Source organism: Planktothrix serta PCC 8927 (genome assembly GCF_900010725.2).
GTDB lineage: Bacteria > Cyanobacteriota > Cyanobacteriia > Cyanobacteriales > Microcoleaceae > Planktothrix > Planktothrix serta.
The window spans coordinates 169615-185429 of the sequence record NZ_LR734878.1 but is presented as its reverse complement, the minus strand read 5'-3'; the positions used below and the strand labels follow the sequence as shown (position 1 = coordinate 185429).

17 protein-coding genes are annotated in these 15815 nt (G+C 40.2%); 5 read left to right on the top strand and 12 right to left on the bottom strand.

What is annotated here, in order from left to right; genetic code table 11:
- Window positions 1-885 precede the first annotated feature (885 nt).
- A complete protein-coding gene (locus tag PL8927_RS28615) occupies window positions 886-1029 on the bottom strand; it encodes a hypothetical protein (protein WP_231506095.1) in 144 nt (47 codons plus the stop codon).
- On the opposite strand from PL8927_RS28615, the gene PL8927_RS20315 reads away from it, so the two are divergent.
- A complete protein-coding gene (locus PL8927_RS20315) occupies window positions 982-1209 on the top strand; it encodes a DUF2811 domain-containing protein (RefSeq protein WP_083625189.1) in 228 nt (75 codons plus the stop codon). The two genes, PL8927_RS28615 and PL8927_RS20315, sit on opposite strands and share 48 nt — an antisense overlap.
- 240 nt (window positions 1210-1449) lie before the next feature.
- Here the strand turns inward: PL8927_RS20315 and PL8927_RS20310 are convergent, their stop codons facing one another.
- The 7 genes from PL8927_RS20310 to PL8927_RS20280 form a co-directional block, all read right to left on the bottom strand.
- Entirely contained in the window at window positions 1450-2130 is a 681-nt protein-coding gene (locus PL8927_RS20310) for a response regulator transcription factor (RefSeq protein WP_083625186.1), read from the bottom strand.
- 214 nt (window positions 2131-2344) lie between these two features.
- Window positions 2345-3040 carry a response regulator transcription factor gene (locus tag PL8927_RS20305; protein WP_083625184.1) on the bottom strand — a complete coding sequence of 232 codons (696 nt, stop codon included), beginning with the start codon at window positions 3038-3040 and terminating at the stop codon, window positions 2345-2347.
- 109 nt (window positions 3041-3149) lie between these two features.
- Window positions 3150-5132, bottom strand: a complete 1983-nt coding sequence (locus PL8927_RS20300; RefSeq protein ID WP_083625182.1) for a tetratricopeptide repeat protein — start codon at window positions 5130-5132, stop codon at window positions 3150-3152.
- Between the two features lie 262 nt (window positions 5133-5394).
- Window positions 5395-5565 (bottom strand): photosystem II assembly protein Psb34, encoded by a 171-nt coding sequence (gene psb34 / locus PL8927_RS20295; RefSeq protein WP_156093264.1) that lies wholly within the window; start codon window positions 5563-5565, stop codon window positions 5395-5397.
- 65 nt (window positions 5566-5630) lie between these two features.
- Window positions 5631-6458, bottom strand: coding sequence for a thiazole synthase (locus tag PL8927_RS20290; protein WP_083625180.1), 828 nt, complete (start codon window positions 6456-6458; stop codon window positions 5631-5633).
- Window positions 6459-6588: 130 nt separating this feature from the next.
- Complete coding sequence (locus PL8927_RS20285) at window positions 6589-7422, bottom strand: sulfurtransferase (RefSeq protein WP_083625178.1); 834 nt, start codon at window positions 7420-7422, stop codon at window positions 6589-6591.
- Window positions 7423-8125: 703 nt separating this feature from the next.
- A protein-coding gene (locus PL8927_RS20280; RefSeq protein ID WP_197047317.1) for an IS630 family transposase occupies window positions 8126-9009 on the bottom strand; the annotation gives its coding sequence in 2 pieces (ribosomal slippage) (window positions 8126-8680 and window positions 8683-9009; 882 coding nt in all).
- A gap of 75 nt (window positions 9010-9084) precedes the next feature.
- Between PL8927_RS20280 and PL8927_RS20275 the strand changes: the two genes are divergently transcribed.
- The 4 genes from PL8927_RS20275 to PL8927_RS20260 all read left to right on the top strand — a co-directional run bounded on the left by PL8927_RS20275 (window position 9085) and on the right by PL8927_RS20260 (window position 12971).
- A complete protein-coding gene (locus tag PL8927_RS20275; RefSeq protein ID WP_083625176.1) occupies window positions 9085-9525 on the top strand; it encodes a Uma2 family endonuclease in 441 nt (146 codons plus the stop codon).
- A gap of 92 nt (window positions 9526-9617) precedes the next feature.
- On the top strand, window positions 9618-10490 hold the full coding sequence (locus tag PL8927_RS20270) for a tRNA (5-methylaminomethyl-2-thiouridine)(34)-methyltransferase MnmD (protein WP_083625173.1): 873 nt from the start codon (window positions 9618-9620) through the stop codon (window positions 10488-10490).
- Window positions 10491-10551: 61 nt separating this feature from the next.
- Window positions 10552-11916 (top strand): bifunctional UDP-N-acetylglucosamine diphosphorylase/glucosamine-1-phosphate N-acetyltransferase GlmU, encoded by a 1365-nt coding sequence (gene glmU / locus PL8927_RS20265; protein WP_083625171.1) that lies wholly within the window; start codon window positions 10552-10554, stop codon window positions 11914-11916.
- Window positions 11917-11990: 74 nt separating this feature from the next.
- Window positions 11991-12971: a homogentisate phytyltransferase gene (locus PL8927_RS20260; RefSeq protein WP_083625170.1), complete on the top strand. Its 981-nt coding sequence runs from the start codon at window positions 11991-11993 to the stop codon at window positions 12969-12971.
- A 421-nt stretch (window positions 12972-13392) separates the two neighbouring features.
- Here PL8927_RS20260 and PL8927_RS20255 read toward each other — a convergent pair whose 3' ends face one another.
- The 4 genes from PL8927_RS20255 to PL8927_RS20240 all read right to left on the bottom strand — a co-directional run bounded on the left by PL8927_RS20255 (window position 13393) and on the right by PL8927_RS20240 (window position 15809).
- A complete protein-coding gene (locus PL8927_RS20255) occupies window positions 13393-14016 on the bottom strand; it encodes a Maf family protein (protein ID WP_083625167.1) in 624 nt (207 codons plus the stop codon).
- 18 nt (window positions 14017-14034) lie between these two features.
- A complete protein-coding gene (gene psbP / locus PL8927_RS20250) occupies window positions 14035-14580 on the bottom strand; it encodes a photosystem II reaction center PsbP (RefSeq protein WP_083625164.1) in 546 nt (181 codons plus the stop codon).
- 141 nt (window positions 14581-14721) lie between these two features.
- Entirely contained in the window at window positions 14722-15405 is a 684-nt protein-coding gene (locus PL8927_RS20245; protein ID WP_083625163.1) for a hypothetical protein, read from the bottom strand.
- On the bottom strand, window positions 15405-15809 hold the full coding sequence (locus PL8927_RS20240; RefSeq protein ID WP_156093263.1) for a RusA family crossover junction endodeoxyribonuclease: 405 nt from the start codon (window positions 15807-15809) through the stop codon (window positions 15405-15407). The genes PL8927_RS20245 and PL8927_RS20240 overlap by 1 nt, the downstream gene beginning before the upstream one ends.
- Window positions 15810-15815: the final 6 nt, after the last annotated feature.

The following is a 15815-nucleotide window of genomic DNA, read 5'->3' as shown; positions in this document are numbered from 1 at the left end:
AAACTGTTTAATTGTTAACAATAGAGCCACAAACTAGCGTCGCATTCGTGGGTATTATGATCCAGAAAACGTAGCCGTTAGGCTGAGGCGGGTACGAGCTATCTAAAGTTGGAGGCATGAAGCCCCGTCACAAAGAGAGCGGGGTGCTGACTCTTATTTACTCACCTACAAAACTGGACATGAAAGTTTCCAATTATTGGATTCTAACTCAATTATTATATAGTATGGAGGGTTGATTATCTATCCTCGGTTGATCCCTGAAATTTTTGATCATAATCCCCAAAAGACAAAAACTTCCAGATTAATCAGGGTTAGCGTTGAGGAATTATCCTTAATTAATCTTAACCTGCTTTTTCTGACGTTTAAATCTTATTAACCTTTAAGTATGGGATCAAAACCTGATAATTTATACCGATAAATAATTTTTTTATTGTAATTCAAAATTACTGTTATGAGTATGAAAATTTAGATTTTAGGTGATCAATTGTGGAGAGAATAAGCTGCACTCAAAAGCTGTGATCTGACATCTCAAATAGATTCATACTAAAAATACCCAAACAAACTTTAAAATTCTTATCTTTGGGGAAAATTTTCCCCACAGATTCCCCAGGTTTTCCACAGGGGAGGAGAATGTTTTCCACAGGTTTAGGGGGATTTTCCACAGGTTTAGGGGTGAGGTTGCGGTCTTCTGGTGGAATTGGGGATTTTCTCCTGATCTGGAGAAACGATGACCAGAGAGGGCAATTTATGAAGTTTTGTAACAGAAATTGAAGCTCGAATATCGATTCTTTCGTGACTCAAGAGAAACTTCGTGACAGGTTGTAACAGTTTGCAACATTGACAACTCTACCCCTAGATCGCACAAAATGAATCGACGACCCAATTTCAAATTTTAGGCGGAAGGGGAGAACCCAAGTCCCAGTCCATCCCTAACCTTGAAGTTGTGCGTTGTCCTGTACCAACACCGATGAGAGCAGTTTCATGAACACAAGTGTAAGCATCTTGACCGAAATTCCTGAAACGCTGCACGAGTCCCTCCAGGGCTATCTGGAGACCCACCCAGACTGGGATCAAGATCGGGTTTTTTCCGCAGCCCTGTCGCTCTTTTTGTTGCAGAATGGAAATAGCAACACCCCAGAAGCATCGAGCAGTTATCGTCAAGCGGCTCGTGTTTATCTGGCAACCCTGTGTGGATTGGAGATTTCTTAACTCCCCTTACCAAAAAATGGCTTTAGCGGTTCCCATAATATGGGAATCGTCAAAGCCCTATAGCGCTACGCGCAAGGGAAGATGGAACAGGGAACAGGGAACAGGGAACAGGGAACAGTAAGAAATAAAACTTGAATAGAGGAGCTTAAAAAAGTTGTTAAAAAGCTTTTAAATAAAACTTAATCTAAAATCCTGATGTAGAGATGCGATCGCCCCGAAGCGTTTTCCTTTCCTTGGAGATCAATCGAACCGATAACCTACACTGCGGACGGTTTGAATAAAAGAAGGATTTTTCGGATCAGGTTCAATTTTTTTACGAATCTGACCAATATGAACATCAATCACCCTTACTCCTTCACTACTTTCGTCTTGATAACCCCAAACTTTTTGTAATAGTTCTTTGCGTTCCCAAGCTCGACCGGGTTTACTGGCTAAACAATAAAGCAGATTAAATTCCAATGCACTTAAGATTACTAATTCGCCTTTGAGATAAACTTCTCGTCGATTCGGATCAATGACTAAATCCCCATAGATTAAACTCTGAAGCTCTAAATTACCCCTTGATCGTTGACGCTTCAAAATAGCTTTAATCCGCAGACTTAATACTTCTAAATCAAAGGGTTTTGTCACAAAATCATCGGCACCTTCTATAAACCCTTGCTTGGGATTTTGTTCACTGGTCAGCATGAGAACGAGAACATTAGTTCGACTTTGCATTTCTCGGCATAATGCTAAACCTGTTGTATCAGGCAAATTCAAATCTAATATAACTAAATCGGGGTTGAACTGTTCAAAAACTTTCAACGCTGTGTCGCCATCCTGTGCAACCTCCAGTTGGTAGTCCTGTTGGCTAAGATAGCGACTGACTAAATTCCGTATTGCCGGATCATCATCAACTACAAGAATTTTTGCCGATGCCATGACTACAAAATTGAGCGAAAAGGTGAGCAAATATATAAACTAGATATCTTAATGTTACTGATAAGTTAATACTTTCCCTCATAAAATCGACGTTTAGTTACATTGTGTTACACAAAAAACAATCTTTCCCAACATTAATATCAGTAGCTACCCCTTAAATTAGGCAATTGTGATCGACCGTGAATTGTTAATAATTAAGGAGAGTTATCCTTAATTATTGACGTTCATTAGTGCGTCGATCAAACATATATCCCACACCCCGAATTGTTTTAATAAAAGAAGGTTTATCTGCGTCTGGCTCAATCTTTTTACGAATCTGACCAATATGAACATCAACGACGCGCTGTTCCCCTTCATACTCATAATCCCATACTTCTTGCAATAATTCTGACCGTCGCCATGCTCGTCCGGGTTTTCGAGCTAAACAATAGAGCAAATCAAATTCTAATGCACTCAGCGCGACTAATTCACCCCGAAGATAAATCTCACGACGATTGGGATCAATCGTTAAATCCCCATAAACTAAATTTTGGGGTTGTGTATCTACCAGAGTTCGTTGACGTTTCAAAATAGCTTTGATGCGAAGATTTAACTCCTCTAAATCAAAGGGTTTAGTTACAAAATCATCGGCTCCCTCCTTTAACCCCAGTTTGGGATCTTTTTCACTGGTTAGCATTAGAATAAATACACTGGTTCGACTTTGCATTTCTCGGCATAATGCTAAACCTGTTGTATCGGGTAAATTGAGATCCAATACCACTAAGTCAGGTTTGAACTGTTCAAACTTTTCTAATGCCGAATGGCCATCATGAGCCGTGTCAACTTCATAGTCTTGTTGGCTGAGATAGCGATTTATTAAGTTCCGTATTGCCGGATCATCATCAACCACGAGAATCTTTGCAGATGCCATAACCACGCATATTGAGCAGAAGGTTGAGCAAGAATATTAAATAGACATCTCAATGTTAATGGAAAAGTTGAACCTAAACCTAATGAAATGCCAATTTAGTTGTATTGCGTTACAGAGCGCGTAATATTTCAGGAAGTAGATGACCGGGAATCTGAGATAAAGCCTGATTTTGTCCCTGTAATCCAGACTCATTGTAGAAGGCGCGAATAGTTCTGAGCAAATAACTCAAAGTCGTTTGATGATGTTCAGTGGTCTTTGAGTTGGGGATTTCACCATCGCTAGGCTGTTGTTTTTCTAGCTGGGTAGGCTCGTTAATATCAGCTTGAAGATGGTGTTTTAATGCGGCTCCTAGTAGAGAAATCCGAGTGGCTTTGCCAAGCGGTAAGTTAGAGTCTGTGGCAAGTTGGTAGTGGGTAAGCCCTAGGTTGTTATGAGTCGCTAGGGGGTCGAAAGTCAGTTGGGTCGGACTGAGATGGGGAACAATTGAGAGGGCCTTTTGATAGGCGACAATTGCCCTTTTCAAAAATTTAGCACGAATTTCAGACTTCTGATAGTGGTTAGCCAAATGCCAATAGGCTATGCCCAAGTTATTATAGGTAGCAGCACAGGCAACCGGGGCTGATTCGATTGTCCGATAGGTTAAGGCTTGATGATAGGCATGAATAGCCTGGAGTAGTAATTTTGCTGAAGGCTGATATTGGCTGAGTGTCCAATAAGCTGTTCCTAGGTTGGTTTGTAGTAAGGCATAATTCAGGGCATCCTGTTGCGGGGTGTAAAATTCCATTGCCTGAGTATAGGCAGCAATAGCCGCTTTCAGGTGAGGAATAGGTTGGGTTTGTTGAGCTAATTTCCAATAGGTCGTTCCCAGATTATTTTGAATTGTGGCATAATCTTGGATCTGAGCCGGGTCAATTTCAGTCCGGTTTAACTTAAGGTAATATAAGGCTTCTGTATAAGCAATAATCCCTTGTTCTAAGTTTTGACTCGGATCTTGTAAAGTAGCTAAATCGGTGTAAGCAGTTCCTAAGTTTTTTTGGATTTTGATATACAGATGGGGTTGAGCTTCAGGATCGGTTTTCATCAAAGCATTTTGATAGAAAATAATGCTTTGTTCTAAATCGGAAAGTACATCAGTTGAGGGGGGATTTCCTTGAAATCGTTGGCGAAATCGCATCCAATACAAGGTTCCTAAGTCATTCAAAATATTAATAGAATCATCGTTATCGCGGGAAGAGAAACCGGGTTTCTGTTGGGAGTTGGACAGAAGAAACTCAGCTTCTGGAATGATTTCTAAGGCTTTTTTATCGGCTTGAATGGCCAGAGTGTAGTTGAGTTCTGCATTCTCCCCCGCTAGAATGCGATCGCGGTAAATATTGGCTAATTGACGATAGGCTTGGCGCAGTGGGGATAAGTCAGACTGTTGTTGAAGCTGTTGAATCTGATCCAGAAGTTGTTTTAAAGCATCGGTCTTATTGCTTTCGCTGAATTCAGAAACAGAAGTAGAATCTAAAATAATTGTCCCTGATTCTAAATCACTCGGCGTTGGATCACTGATCCATTGAAATACCCCAGTTCGCCAGCGCCAAAACTCCGGTGCAGATTGTTGAATACAACATAACCAAGGAGAAGAAATCCACAGCACTAGACTAAATTCTAAGCGGTCGAGATGATGTTCTAAGGTTCGTAAATACCGTAAAAATGACCATTGCACCCCCGGAGGTTGGCGGGTAAGATGTTCTACCCCTAAAATTTGAAATCCGATCAGGGGTTTATTGTCAAGATCAGATTGATTTTGAGCATAGCATTGAGCAATTTGGCTGAAGGGATTAGGATCGCTTAAATCGAGTTTTAAACTCATGAAAGGCGAGGCGATCTGGGAATTTAAACTTTGTTGCAAAGTTGAAGCCGTCTGATTTTTCAATAATAAATCAGTTTGTAATTTTAAAGCCAGATGATTGCGAAGATTTAAGTTATCACAAACAGCAATAAAAACTTGACGGCGAAGTTGTAAACCTAGCGCCTGTTGTAAACGATCATAGGTTTGCTGATGAGTTTCCGACAGTAGAATTGAAGAAGTGTTACTCGTCGCCATTGTCAATCATTAAGCCCTTAGACTTTATAACTATCTTCTTCTATAGCAGCGAGCAGGGAACAGGGAACAGGGAACAGACAGGAATAAAGTTTATCCCCTTTGTGTCTTTGTGTCTTTGTGGTTTAACCCCAATTCAACTTCACTTCTAACAGAACCCGTCCCTACGATTTGATTCCCGATTTTTCGTAGAGACGGGTTCAATTAAATCTTTGATATTGATAGAAAAATTCCTAAAATCCGCCCGAACTCAATTGTTGATATCTTAGGATATGGTGAAGGCGAGGAAGACTAAACCCCCCACTAAGGCCATCCCAGCAAGACCAGTAATCAGATAATTCCGTTTTTGTGAACTCGTGGGGGGTTCGGCTGTGTAAACTTTAGGTTCGACCGCGAAGTTATTGAGTCGTCCACCCTCTTCTTTTATATAAGGCATGAGTAAAAATCCATAGATTACTATCTAGGATCAACCATAACAAAAATTTACACAAAAGGGAAACATTAACGAGTAATTGTACCTGTTAAGGGGGAAGACGCTTCTGCGTAGGTCTTGACAGGGATGCGTCCGGCGAGATAAGCCAGACGTCCGGCTTCGGTGGCCATGCCCATCGCTTTTGCCATGGCCACTGAATTTTGGGCTAAAGCGATCGCCGAATTAATTAATAACGCATCCGCTCCCATTTCCATCGCCAACGCCGCTTCACTGGGCGCTCCAATACCCGCATCCACAACGACGGGAATTTTGGCATTATCGATAATAATCGCAATATTCGCTGCGTTTCTAATCCCCTGTCCTGAGCCGATGGGAGATCCTAAAGGCATTACTGTTGCACAGCCAGCCTCTTCTAAACGTTTCGCTAAGAGAGGATCGGCGTTAATATAGGGTAAAACCGCAAAGCCTTCTTTAACTAATTGTTCGGCGGCTTCTAAGGTTCCAAAAGGATCGGGAAGCAAATATTTGCTATCAGGAATCACTTCTAATTTGACAAAATTATTGTCTTCCTGTCCTAACAATTTCGCCATTTCCCGTCCAAGTCTGGCTACCCGAATAGCGTCTTCGGCGGTTTGACATCCGGCGGTATTGGGTAGCATCCAGATTTTACTCCAGTCGATGGCTTCGGCTAACCCTTCATGTCCGGGCGCTTGGGTTTGGACTCGTCTAACCGCAACGGTGACAATTTCACAGCCACTCGCTGCAATACTATCCTGCATTTCTTGGAGGTTGCGATATTTCCCCGTCCCAGTCATTAACCGAGACTTAAAGGTTTTTCCCGCAATGGTTAGGGGGGTATCCAAAAGAGATGGGGTTGGTTTTTCTAGGGTTTGCATAAGAGTTAATCCTGAATCGAAATTGTTAAAATGGGTTGATTTTATCGCTCAATTTTATTATAATTGAATCGGGTAAAAAATGATCACTAATCTCAGGTTACTAGAGATTAAATTCAAAACCCCGAAGAAATTATTGTTGTTCTTCTATTAAATAGGAACACCAATCACTCCAACTGCCTCCATACAGTTTAGCCTGATGAATTCCGGCTAATTCTAAGGAGAATAAATTCACACAGGCGGTGACTCCTGATCCACAATAAACGATAATTTCTTCGGAGTCTTTTATCTCTTGCCAGCGTTGGGATTGTTGATTAATTTTAACAAATCCTGTCGGTTCTGTCACCTGTTGCCAAGGATAATTAACCGCCCCCGGAATACAGCCTGCAATGGGATCAATGGGTTCGGTTTTTCCTAAATAGCGATCGGGTTCACGGGAGTCTACAACCACGACTCCGGGTAAATCTTTTCGAGCTTTTACGGTTTCTATATTAACCAACATTTCAGGACGAATTTGGGGGGTAAATTGTCCTAATTTTGCGTTAGGAATATTAGAATTAATCGGATATTCCGAATTTTTCCATTGACTAAACCCCCCATCTAATAAAACAACTTGTTCATGTCCATAATAGCGTAATAACCACCACAACCGCGAAGCAAAAGCGAATCGAGAATCATCATAGGCTACAACTAAGGTTTGTTGAGATGTTATCCCAATTTCTGATAATTTTTGAGCAAGTTTTTCTGGGTTGGGTAGGGGGTGACGTCCGCCGTGTTTTTGAATGGGACTGGATAAATCTTGGTCTAAATCTAAATAATAAGCACCCGGAATATGACCGTCTTGATATTGTTGTTGTCCGAGTTGGGGGTTGGCTAAGGAAAACCGACAATCTACAATTACAATATTAGGATCTTCGAGATGGTTTGCTAACCAGTCTGGGGAAACAATCAGTTGGGCTTCTGTCATGGCAAAATTTATGAGAAAGTTTATTTAAAATTAAATGGAAGCCCTGAAGGGCTTACTACTTACGGATGGGAATTTGTTTTATAATTATCATATCTGATTCCTAAATAGAATTGTTTTAATCTTTTTTACAGAAATTAGGAGAATTGTTATCAGAAAAATGGGTTTAAAACCCCTAAGTTCTACTTAGGCTTTATATTGGTGGGTTGTCTATTGACATCTGATCGTGCTACTATTTCCCATAACAGGAAAAGGTAAGCAACCTGTATAAAAACCTAGTATGCCTAACGGCAAAACGCGCTTACCTTGACAAGTGAATCTATAGGGTTCTACTGCACAGTTCTAGTTTTCCCCAGCAGTGGGTAAAAGATTCGTGGGAGCTAGACAACCAGTTTTTTTGAAACAAATTTGTTTTGAATAAAAAAGAACTCGCATTTGTGCGAATAGGGTAGGGCATACCCGAATTTACGCTTGGGGAGAATCCCACCTCTGGTTGAAGCACTGCAAGGTACTTTGATTAAGTGGTTTCGTTGAACCCAGAATCCCCACGCCTTTAGGCACAGGGAGTGTCAAGATTGCTAGTCCTCAACCCGATATGGCGCGTGAAGATTATCTCGAAACTGAAAAGAACAGTCTGATTAAGCATGAATATATTCAAGGGGAAGTTTATGCGATGGCGGGGGCGAGTGATGCCCATGTTATAGCGCTACGCGCATACGTTAGGACAATTTCTAAATGCAGCATCCACGCATTCTCTGACGGTTTGAAATTCGTTTAATCTCTGTTTCATCCATGTCTTTAAAACAGCCCACCAGTTTTCAATCTTGTTCAAGTCGGGAGAATATGGGGGCAAATACCAAATTTTACATCCGGCTTCTTCGACGAGTTCTTTGATATATTCCCCTTGATGAAAGCTGGCATTATCAATAATAATAATGTCTCCTGGTTCTAGCACTGGCAGCAAACAATTCTTTAACCAGGTTTCAAATAAATCTTTATTACATGACCCCTCAAAGGTTAAAGGAGCCAATAATTTACCTTCTTTCAATGCTGATAGCCAACTGACTCTTTCTCTTCTTTTACCGGACTTGAGTGCATAACATCTTTCCCCTATCGGGCTGTAGCCATACGGGTAATCCTCTCTATTATCAAATCCCGCTTCATCTACATAAACTTTTCTGCTCCTTTCTATTCCCTCTAGTTTTTGAAGAAATTCTCGTCTTTTTTCTTCATCTCTTTCTCGATACCCATAAGTTTTTTTTTTCGACTTATACCCAGTTTTCGACAAGCATAACTAATATTCTGTTGCGTCGCCTCACACCCCCATAATTGGGCCATTTGTTTTTGAGTCTTGTCACTATTTTTTTTCACGAATTCTTTAAATTTTTCTAACTCCTGAATTTTCGGTTGAGTTCCTACTCCTACCTGTCGGCTAGCCTGATAGTCTCCTGTTTCTCTTTCTTTTTTCAGCCACAGATCTAATGTGTTGCGACTTATTTTAAAGAAACGACTTACCTCTATTTTCTTTTCTCCTCTTTTCACGGCTGCGATCGCCTTGGAGCGTAAATCGTAACTATAAGGTGCCGGCATAACTATTTTCCGATATTGAGGTATTACTGCATCTTATCATACTTTTGTCCTAACCATAGCGCGTAGCGCTATACCATTGCAGGTAATCTTTTTGCTTTGTTGAGAAATTACTTAAGAGGAAAAGGCTGTCGGGTTTATATGGCGGATATGAAAGCTGATATTGAAGTTTTAGATATCTATTATTATCCTGATGTGATTGTAACCTGTGATCCTAGAGATAGGGAATTTCAATATTTTAAACGATATCCTAAATTAATTATTGAGGTGATTTCCCCTGGAACAGAAGGATTTGATCGAGGTAAAAAATTTGAAGATTATCGACATTTGGACACTTTGAAAGAATATGTTTTAATAGCTCAAGATCGGAGCAGTGTAGAGTGTTTTAGAAAAAATTCTGAGGGTTTATGGGTTTTATATCCTTATAGTTCAGGACAAGAAATTTATTTAGAAAGTCTGGATTTTCGCTGTTCAATTAATGATATTTATGAAGATGTTGAATTTCAAGTTACAACTTAATCGGATAGAAACTGGGTTTCTTTAGGAGTTGATTATTATTAATAGTTAGATGGTGCGTGCGCTGCGCTTACACACCCTACAGAGGAGGAAAGATGATCCAAAATCAAGGATTAATACCCCAATTAACCGCCGATGGCTCGTTTACGTTTTTCTCCTCGGAATTTGGAGAATTATTTCATAGTCATTTTGGAGCCAAACAGGAAGCAGAACAAAAGTTTGTAGTCCCTTTACAGTTAAGAAAAAAAGCCGAAATATCTCCCTTATTTTTACTTGATATTTGTTACGGTTTAGGTTATAATACAGCAGCAGCATTAACCGCTATTTGGGACGCTAATCCTAACTGCAAAATTGAATGGATCGGCTTAGAATTTGATCAACGTATTCCCCAAGCAACCTTAGAGTTTAATTTACTGAATGACTATCCTGATTATATTCAAGAAATTTTAAAAGAACTCGCCCAAAATCATTATCTCAAAACAGAATTATTCAACGCTCATTTAATGATTGCGGATGCTCGAAATACCATTCAAACCGTTTACAATTCTGGGTTTAAAGCCGATGCCATTTTTCTCGATCCCTTTTCGCCGCCCCATTGTCCCCAACTTTGGACAGTCGAATTTTTAACCTTAGTGGCTCAATGTCTCAAACCCCAGGGACAGTTAGCGACTTATTCCTGTGCGGCGGCGGTCAGAAGCGCCTTACTCGAAGCCGGGTTAAATATTGCTTCTACCTCTCCCGTGGGTAGGCGCACACCCGGGACAATAGCCAGTTTTGAGGGTTTACCGTCCCTCTGTCTCCAAGAACAGGAACATCTACAAACCCGCGCCGCCATCCCCTATCGAGATCCGAGTTTATCCGACACGGCGGAAGTGATTATCCTGCGTCGCCAAGCCGAACAAGACTCCTCCCCCCTTGAACCCACATCCCATTGGAAGAAACGATGGCGCAGTGAGTCCATCTTGTGAAAAGATAGATTAAGATGCGATTTATCGTGTCTATTACTCACAGTTGACACCAGAACGGTAGATGGTAGCGGTAGCAATTTTAGCGGCGGGACGCGGAACTCGCATGAAATCTGACCTTCCCAAGGTTTTGCATGAATTGGGGGGACGCACTTTAGTTCAACGGGTTTTAGAGAGTTGTGTTCGGCTGCAACCTTCTCGGAGATTAGTAATTGTGGGCTATGGCGCTGATTTAGTCCGCGATTCTCTTCAACAAACGAATACGCAACCGGCTTTAGAATTTGTTGAACAAACGGAACAATTAGGGACAGGTCACGCCATTCAACAATTACTCCCCTATTTAACAGATTTTACTGGGGATTTACTGGTTTTAAATGGGGATGTTCCTTTATTACGTCCTGACACTTTAGAACAATTAATTAACATTCACAAAGAACACGGAAATGCGGCGACCTTATTAGCAGCCCATTTACCTAATCCTACGGGATATGGTCGGGTATTTTGCGATAGTCATAATTTAGTCAATCAAATTATTGAACATCGAGACTGTACCGATGCTCAACGCCAAAATCATCGAATTAATGCTGGGGTTTATTGTTTTAATTGGCCGCAGTTAGCGGAAATTTTACCCCACCTCAAAGCCGATAATGATCAACAGGAATATTATCTCACCGATACAGTACATCACCTAGATCAAGTGATGGCGGTGGATGTCGATGATTATCGAGAAATTTTAGGGATTAATAGCCGCCAACATCTGGCTAATTCCTATCGTATTTTACAAGATTGGGTTAAAACGAATTGGATGGCGGCGGGAGTGACAATAATTGACCCCGATAGTGTCACGATTGATGATACGGTACAGTTGGAAGCGGATGTAATTATTGAACCCCAAACCCATTTAAGGGGAAACACAATAATTCAAACCGGAAGTCGCATTGGCCCCGGTAGTTTAATCGAAAATAGTCAGATTGGAAAAAATGTTACGGTGCAGTTTTCCGTTGTTTCTGATAGTGTTGTTGCGGATGAAACCCGCATAGGGCCTTATGCCCATTTAAGGGGTCATGCAAAAGTTGGGGAACACTGTCGGGTCGGAAATTTTGTAGAATTGAAAAATGCTGAGGTCGGAAATCGGACTAATGTTGCTCATTTATCCTATTTGGGAGATGCGACATTAGGGGATAAAGTTAATATTGGCGCGGGGACAATTACGGCTAATTATGATGGGGTGAAAAAGCATCGCACAACCATCGGAGATCGGACAAAAACGGGCTCAAATAGTGTTTTAGTCGCCCCTCTAACCCTAGGAAATGATGTTACCGTGGCGGCGGGCTCTGTTGTTACCGATGATGTCCCTGATGATAGTTTAGTTATTGCTCGTGAACGTCAAGTAATTAAACCCGGTTGGCGTTTACCATCACCAGAATAATATTAACCAAATTCCCCATTTTTCATTCGTAATTCGTAATTCGTAATTCGTAATTCCCTATTCCCTGGTTTAATATGACGAAAACTTCTTCTCCCCCGACGGTTATTTCTTCCCCTAACTTAATTCAACAGAATTTTTCGGGGTTATACTCCTTTTGGAAATTTTCTCGTCCCCATACAATTATGGGTACAACTTTAAGCGTTTTGGGGATGTACTTAATTGCCATTAGTGAGTTTAGGCAATTTCCCGGTTTTAGTTTAAATGGAATTGCTTTATTTGGCAGTTGGTTGGCTTGTATTTGTGGCAATATTTATATTGTCGGATTAAATCAACTCGAAGATATTGAAATTGATCAGATTAATAAACCCCATTTACCCTTAGCAGCCGGGGAATATTCCCGGTTTCAAGCTCAACTGATTGTCGGAATAACGGGAATATTAGCCTTAAGCATGGCAGCGTTTCAAGGTTATTATTTATTGGGAATGGTCGCCATTAGTCTGCTATTGGGGACAATCTATTCTTTACCCCCTATTCGCTTAAAACGCTTTCCCTTTTGGGCGGCTTTCTGTATTTTTACCGTTAGGGGAATTATTGTTAATTTAGGGTTATATTTACACTTTAGCTGGATTTTATCGGGAAAATCACTATCCTTAATTCCGATAATTCCGCCTTCAGTTTGGGCGTTAACGTTATTTATTTTAGTGTTTACCGTAGCGATCGCAATTTTTAAGGATATTCCTGATTTAGAAGGCGATCGCCAATTCCAGATTAACACCTTAACGATAAAATTAGGAACTGTTACGGTCTTTAATTTATCCCGATGGATACTCACTCTTTGTTATCTAGGGATGATTCTAGGAAGTTGGTTTTTAAAATCTTCTGTTAATCCCCTATTTTTAGGGTTAACTCATTTAATCTTATTGAGTCTATTATGGTGGCGTAGTCAAACCGTTGATTTAAGCCAGAAACAATCTATCGCTCAATTTTATCAATTTATTTGGAAACTGTTTTTCCTAGAATATTTAATCTTTCCCCTCTCCTGCTTATTGACTTAATTTAACTCTGGAAGTAACCACAAAGACACAAAGACACGAAGAATAGGTTAAGTTTTTCTAATCATTTTTTTGAAATGGTTTTGTTTTTTAAAAGATTGTCAGGGAATCTTGATATTTTATTGAAAATTGCTGTCAAATAGTTGACGAGATTATCGGGGTTGTGGTAGACTTAAAAAGATTTCATCCAAGGGGTTACTATGTCTATAGGTCAAATTGGGGGCTAAAACCCTTATGCTGTCGTAAAATATCTTGATTTTCTGACGAAATTTCTGCTTGGCGATGCACGGGTTTTGGGAGGGGAAGATTAAACCGAAAATAGGGGACTTGACAAAATCAACGTTTTATGCAGTCAGACAATATACCCCGTTAATTATTCTTCTTCGTGTCTTCGTGTCTTCGTGTCTTTGTGGTTTCTTCCCAACTACCAGAAGTCAGTAATATTATATCCAAACTCCTGAATCATTTTTCTTAATAAAGGTAAACTCAAACCAATCACATTAGTATGACATCCTTCTAATTTTTCTACAAATAAACCCCCTTTTCCTTCAATAGCAAAACATCCGGCACAGTTTAACGGTTCTCCAGTAGCAATATAAGCTTCAATTTCACTATCGGAAATATTAGAAAAATAGACATTCGTAGTTTGACAATACACCAAGGTTTGATGGGTAGAAAGATTAATTAAAGCATGACCTGTATAGAGTTGTCCGACTTGACCTTTCATGGTTTGCCAACGAGCGATCGCTTCTTCAATATTAGCAGGTTTGCCATAAATTTCTCCCTCAACCGCCAGAACCGAATCACATCCCAAAACCAATATAATTTCCCCTTCTCGTTTGGGAGAATTAATTAAAGTTTGGGTAACAACTTCTGCTTTAGCTTGGGCGAGTTTTTGGACTAACTGCACTGGATTAGAATCTTGGATTTGAGATTCATCAAAATCACTGGGGGAAATGATGGGCTGAATTCCTACCGTTTCTAATAACCGTTTCCGCGCAGGAGAAGCAGACGCTAAAATAAATGTGATTCGATTTGGCTGAGTCATAAACGCAATGGAACTAAATTAATACACCTTAAAAGATTGAACAACTTGTTTTAAAAGTTGTTGAGCTTTTTCCCACCGTTTTTCAGTGGTAGAAACATTTAATGTATACAGGTTTCCCCGACTAATGGTAACACTAGCAAAATCATGGCGTTTTTGTTGATTAGGGAGTTGTACCGCATATTCTAACCAATAATAAAGGTTTGATCCTTTTTCATAAGATTCTGCATTAATCAGTTCGGCGGTGCGTCCTGAACCTTCGGGAGCGATCGCTTTTTTGCTTAAGGTATATCCGACTTCAGTAGGAGTACCAATTTCCGATAAGGTTTGACTCGGATTAGAAACCGGATTAATCACCACACTAACATTTTCGCTTTGTTCAATCATATCGTGTAGCACCGTATCGGGGCCGTTAGAGACACTCACCTGCGTCCATCCATTAGGATAAACAAATTCATAGCCGTCTGCGGTATCAACAAAGCTATTTAATCCAACACCAACGGATATACAACCTGTTAAACTAAGGCTAAAACAGACTAAAGCCATTGCCAAAATTCGTTTGAACATTTGAGCGTTTCCCTTATAAAATCCTGAATGAGTGCGTTTTACTGTGATCTGGGTGATCCTAGTTTTCCTATTTTCTCATTATTCGGGCGTTTGGGTTCAATTTTTATCAATTCCTGTTTTAATGGGAGTAATTGGCGATATTCAGTTAATTAATTCATCACTTGTCTGCAAATCTTTCAAGAGTTTTTCCGTAATTTCAATTAGTTCATAGACAAAATTTTGCGTAAGTTGTGTCGTTTTAAAACCATGAAAAATGGCATTACAGAATGAAATCGCATCCATGAGTAACCGATACTCAGATTGGGAAATTACGCCCTCAGTCGCTAGTTGTTTGACTAAGTAAAGTGGCTCAAGTCTTTGTAAACTTAACTCTTCTTTTTTTGTAATTAACCTTAAAGTTGCCTCAACTAAAGACCAGCAATATAACATTGCTGATTCTAAATGTTGCGTTGTTAGTTGCTTTACCACTTGCAATTGTGATTCAATTTCATCTTTTTGCAACGAACCTTCTGCTTTCGGGGAATAGGTTATATCCTCCGGGTTAACCATCACAAACTCAAACCTCCAGCCCGGATGTTTTTCTACTGCTTGAGCTAAATTTTGTAAATATTGATCAGAGTAAGAGTTGAGTGAAGCGCGTGACTTAACCTCAATAATGACTGCTTCTTCGCCCTGGCGGACTATCAGATCAGGACGATAACTTTTCAGAAATTCAGGTAATTCTTCAAGGTTTGGATGAAGAAAAATCTCGTAACCTTTTTGGCGATAATTCTCGGCTAATTTGAGTAATTGTTCTCTTTCATGGTTGGCAGTTAAAGTTGACATCATGTAAGTACCTCTTGGTCAGGAGCATCAAGTACGACAATATGCAAAAATTCATTCCCACGGGCAAAGCCTTCTGCCAATGTCGAGGTTATATTTTCTATCTTAAAGTTACCCGACAAATTCCTCTTCCTAACGATAATATCGGTTACTTGACCATCATCGACATAGGCTAACCCGATAATTGAATCTTGAATGGGTTTAACTATATTATCCACATCTATAGCCACAGAATCGTAGAAATAAGTTATTTGCAGCATAACCAATCCAGTAGCGGTTTGTTGTTCTGAAGACCAGTATTTTTCCGCCTCCTGTCGTACTGTTGCTTTCCATTCTCTGAGACGCTCTCGTCTACGAGTCTGTTGTGATACTGGTGGCCCATCTACTATAAACTCAAATTTGCTCAATGTGTT

What these genes read in the sequence shown, in the direction of transcription:
- PL8927_RS20315 (WP_083625189.1), top strand. Translation starts at nt 982, where the DNA reads ATGAACACAAGTGTAAGCATCTTGACCGAAATTCCTGAAACGCTGCAC.
- PL8927_RS20310 (WP_083625186.1), bottom strand. Translation starts at nt 2,130, where the DNA reads ATGGCATCGGCAAAAATTCTTGTAGTTGATGATGATCCGGCAATACGG.
- PL8927_RS20305 (WP_083625184.1), bottom strand. Translation starts at nt 3,040, where the DNA reads ATGGCATCTGCAAAGATTCTCGTGGTTGATGATGATCCGGCAATACGG.
- PL8927_RS20300 (WP_083625182.1), bottom strand. Translation starts at nt 5,132, where the DNA reads ATGGCGACGAGTAACACTTCTTCAATTCTACTGTCGGAAACTCATCAG.
- psb34 (WP_156093264.1), bottom strand. Translation starts at nt 5,565, where the DNA reads ATGCCTTATATAAAAGAAGAGGGTGGACGACTCAATAACTTCGCGGTC.
- PL8927_RS20290 (WP_083625180.1), bottom strand. Translation starts at nt 6,458, where the DNA reads ATGCAAACCCTAGAAAAACCAACCCCATCTCTTTTGGATACCCCCCTA.
- PL8927_RS20285 (WP_083625178.1), bottom strand. Translation starts at nt 7,422, where the DNA reads ATGACAGAAGCCCAACTGATTGTTTCCCCAGACTGGTTAGCAAACCAT.
- PL8927_RS20270 (WP_083625173.1), top strand. Translation starts at nt 9,618, where the DNA reads ATGATCCAAAATCAAGGATTAATACCCCAATTAACCGCCGATGGCTCG.
- glmU (WP_083625171.1), top strand. Translation starts at nt 10,552, where the DNA reads ATGGTAGCGGTAGCAATTTTAGCGGCGGGACGCGGAACTCGCATGAAA.
- PL8927_RS20260 (WP_083625170.1), top strand. Translation starts at nt 11,991, where the DNA reads ATGACGAAAACTTCTTCTCCCCCGACGGTTATTTCTTCCCCTAACTTA.
- PL8927_RS20255 (WP_083625167.1), bottom strand. Translation starts at nt 14,016, where the DNA reads ATGACTCAGCCAAATCGAATCACATTTATTTTAGCGTCTGCTTCTCCT.
- psbP (WP_083625164.1), bottom strand. Translation starts at nt 14,580, where the DNA reads ATGTTCAAACGAATTTTGGCAATGGCTTTAGTCTGTTTTAGCCTTAGT.
- PL8927_RS20245 (WP_083625163.1), bottom strand. Translation starts at nt 15,405, where the DNA reads ATGTCAACTTTAACTGCCAACCATGAAAGAGAACAATTACTCAAATTA.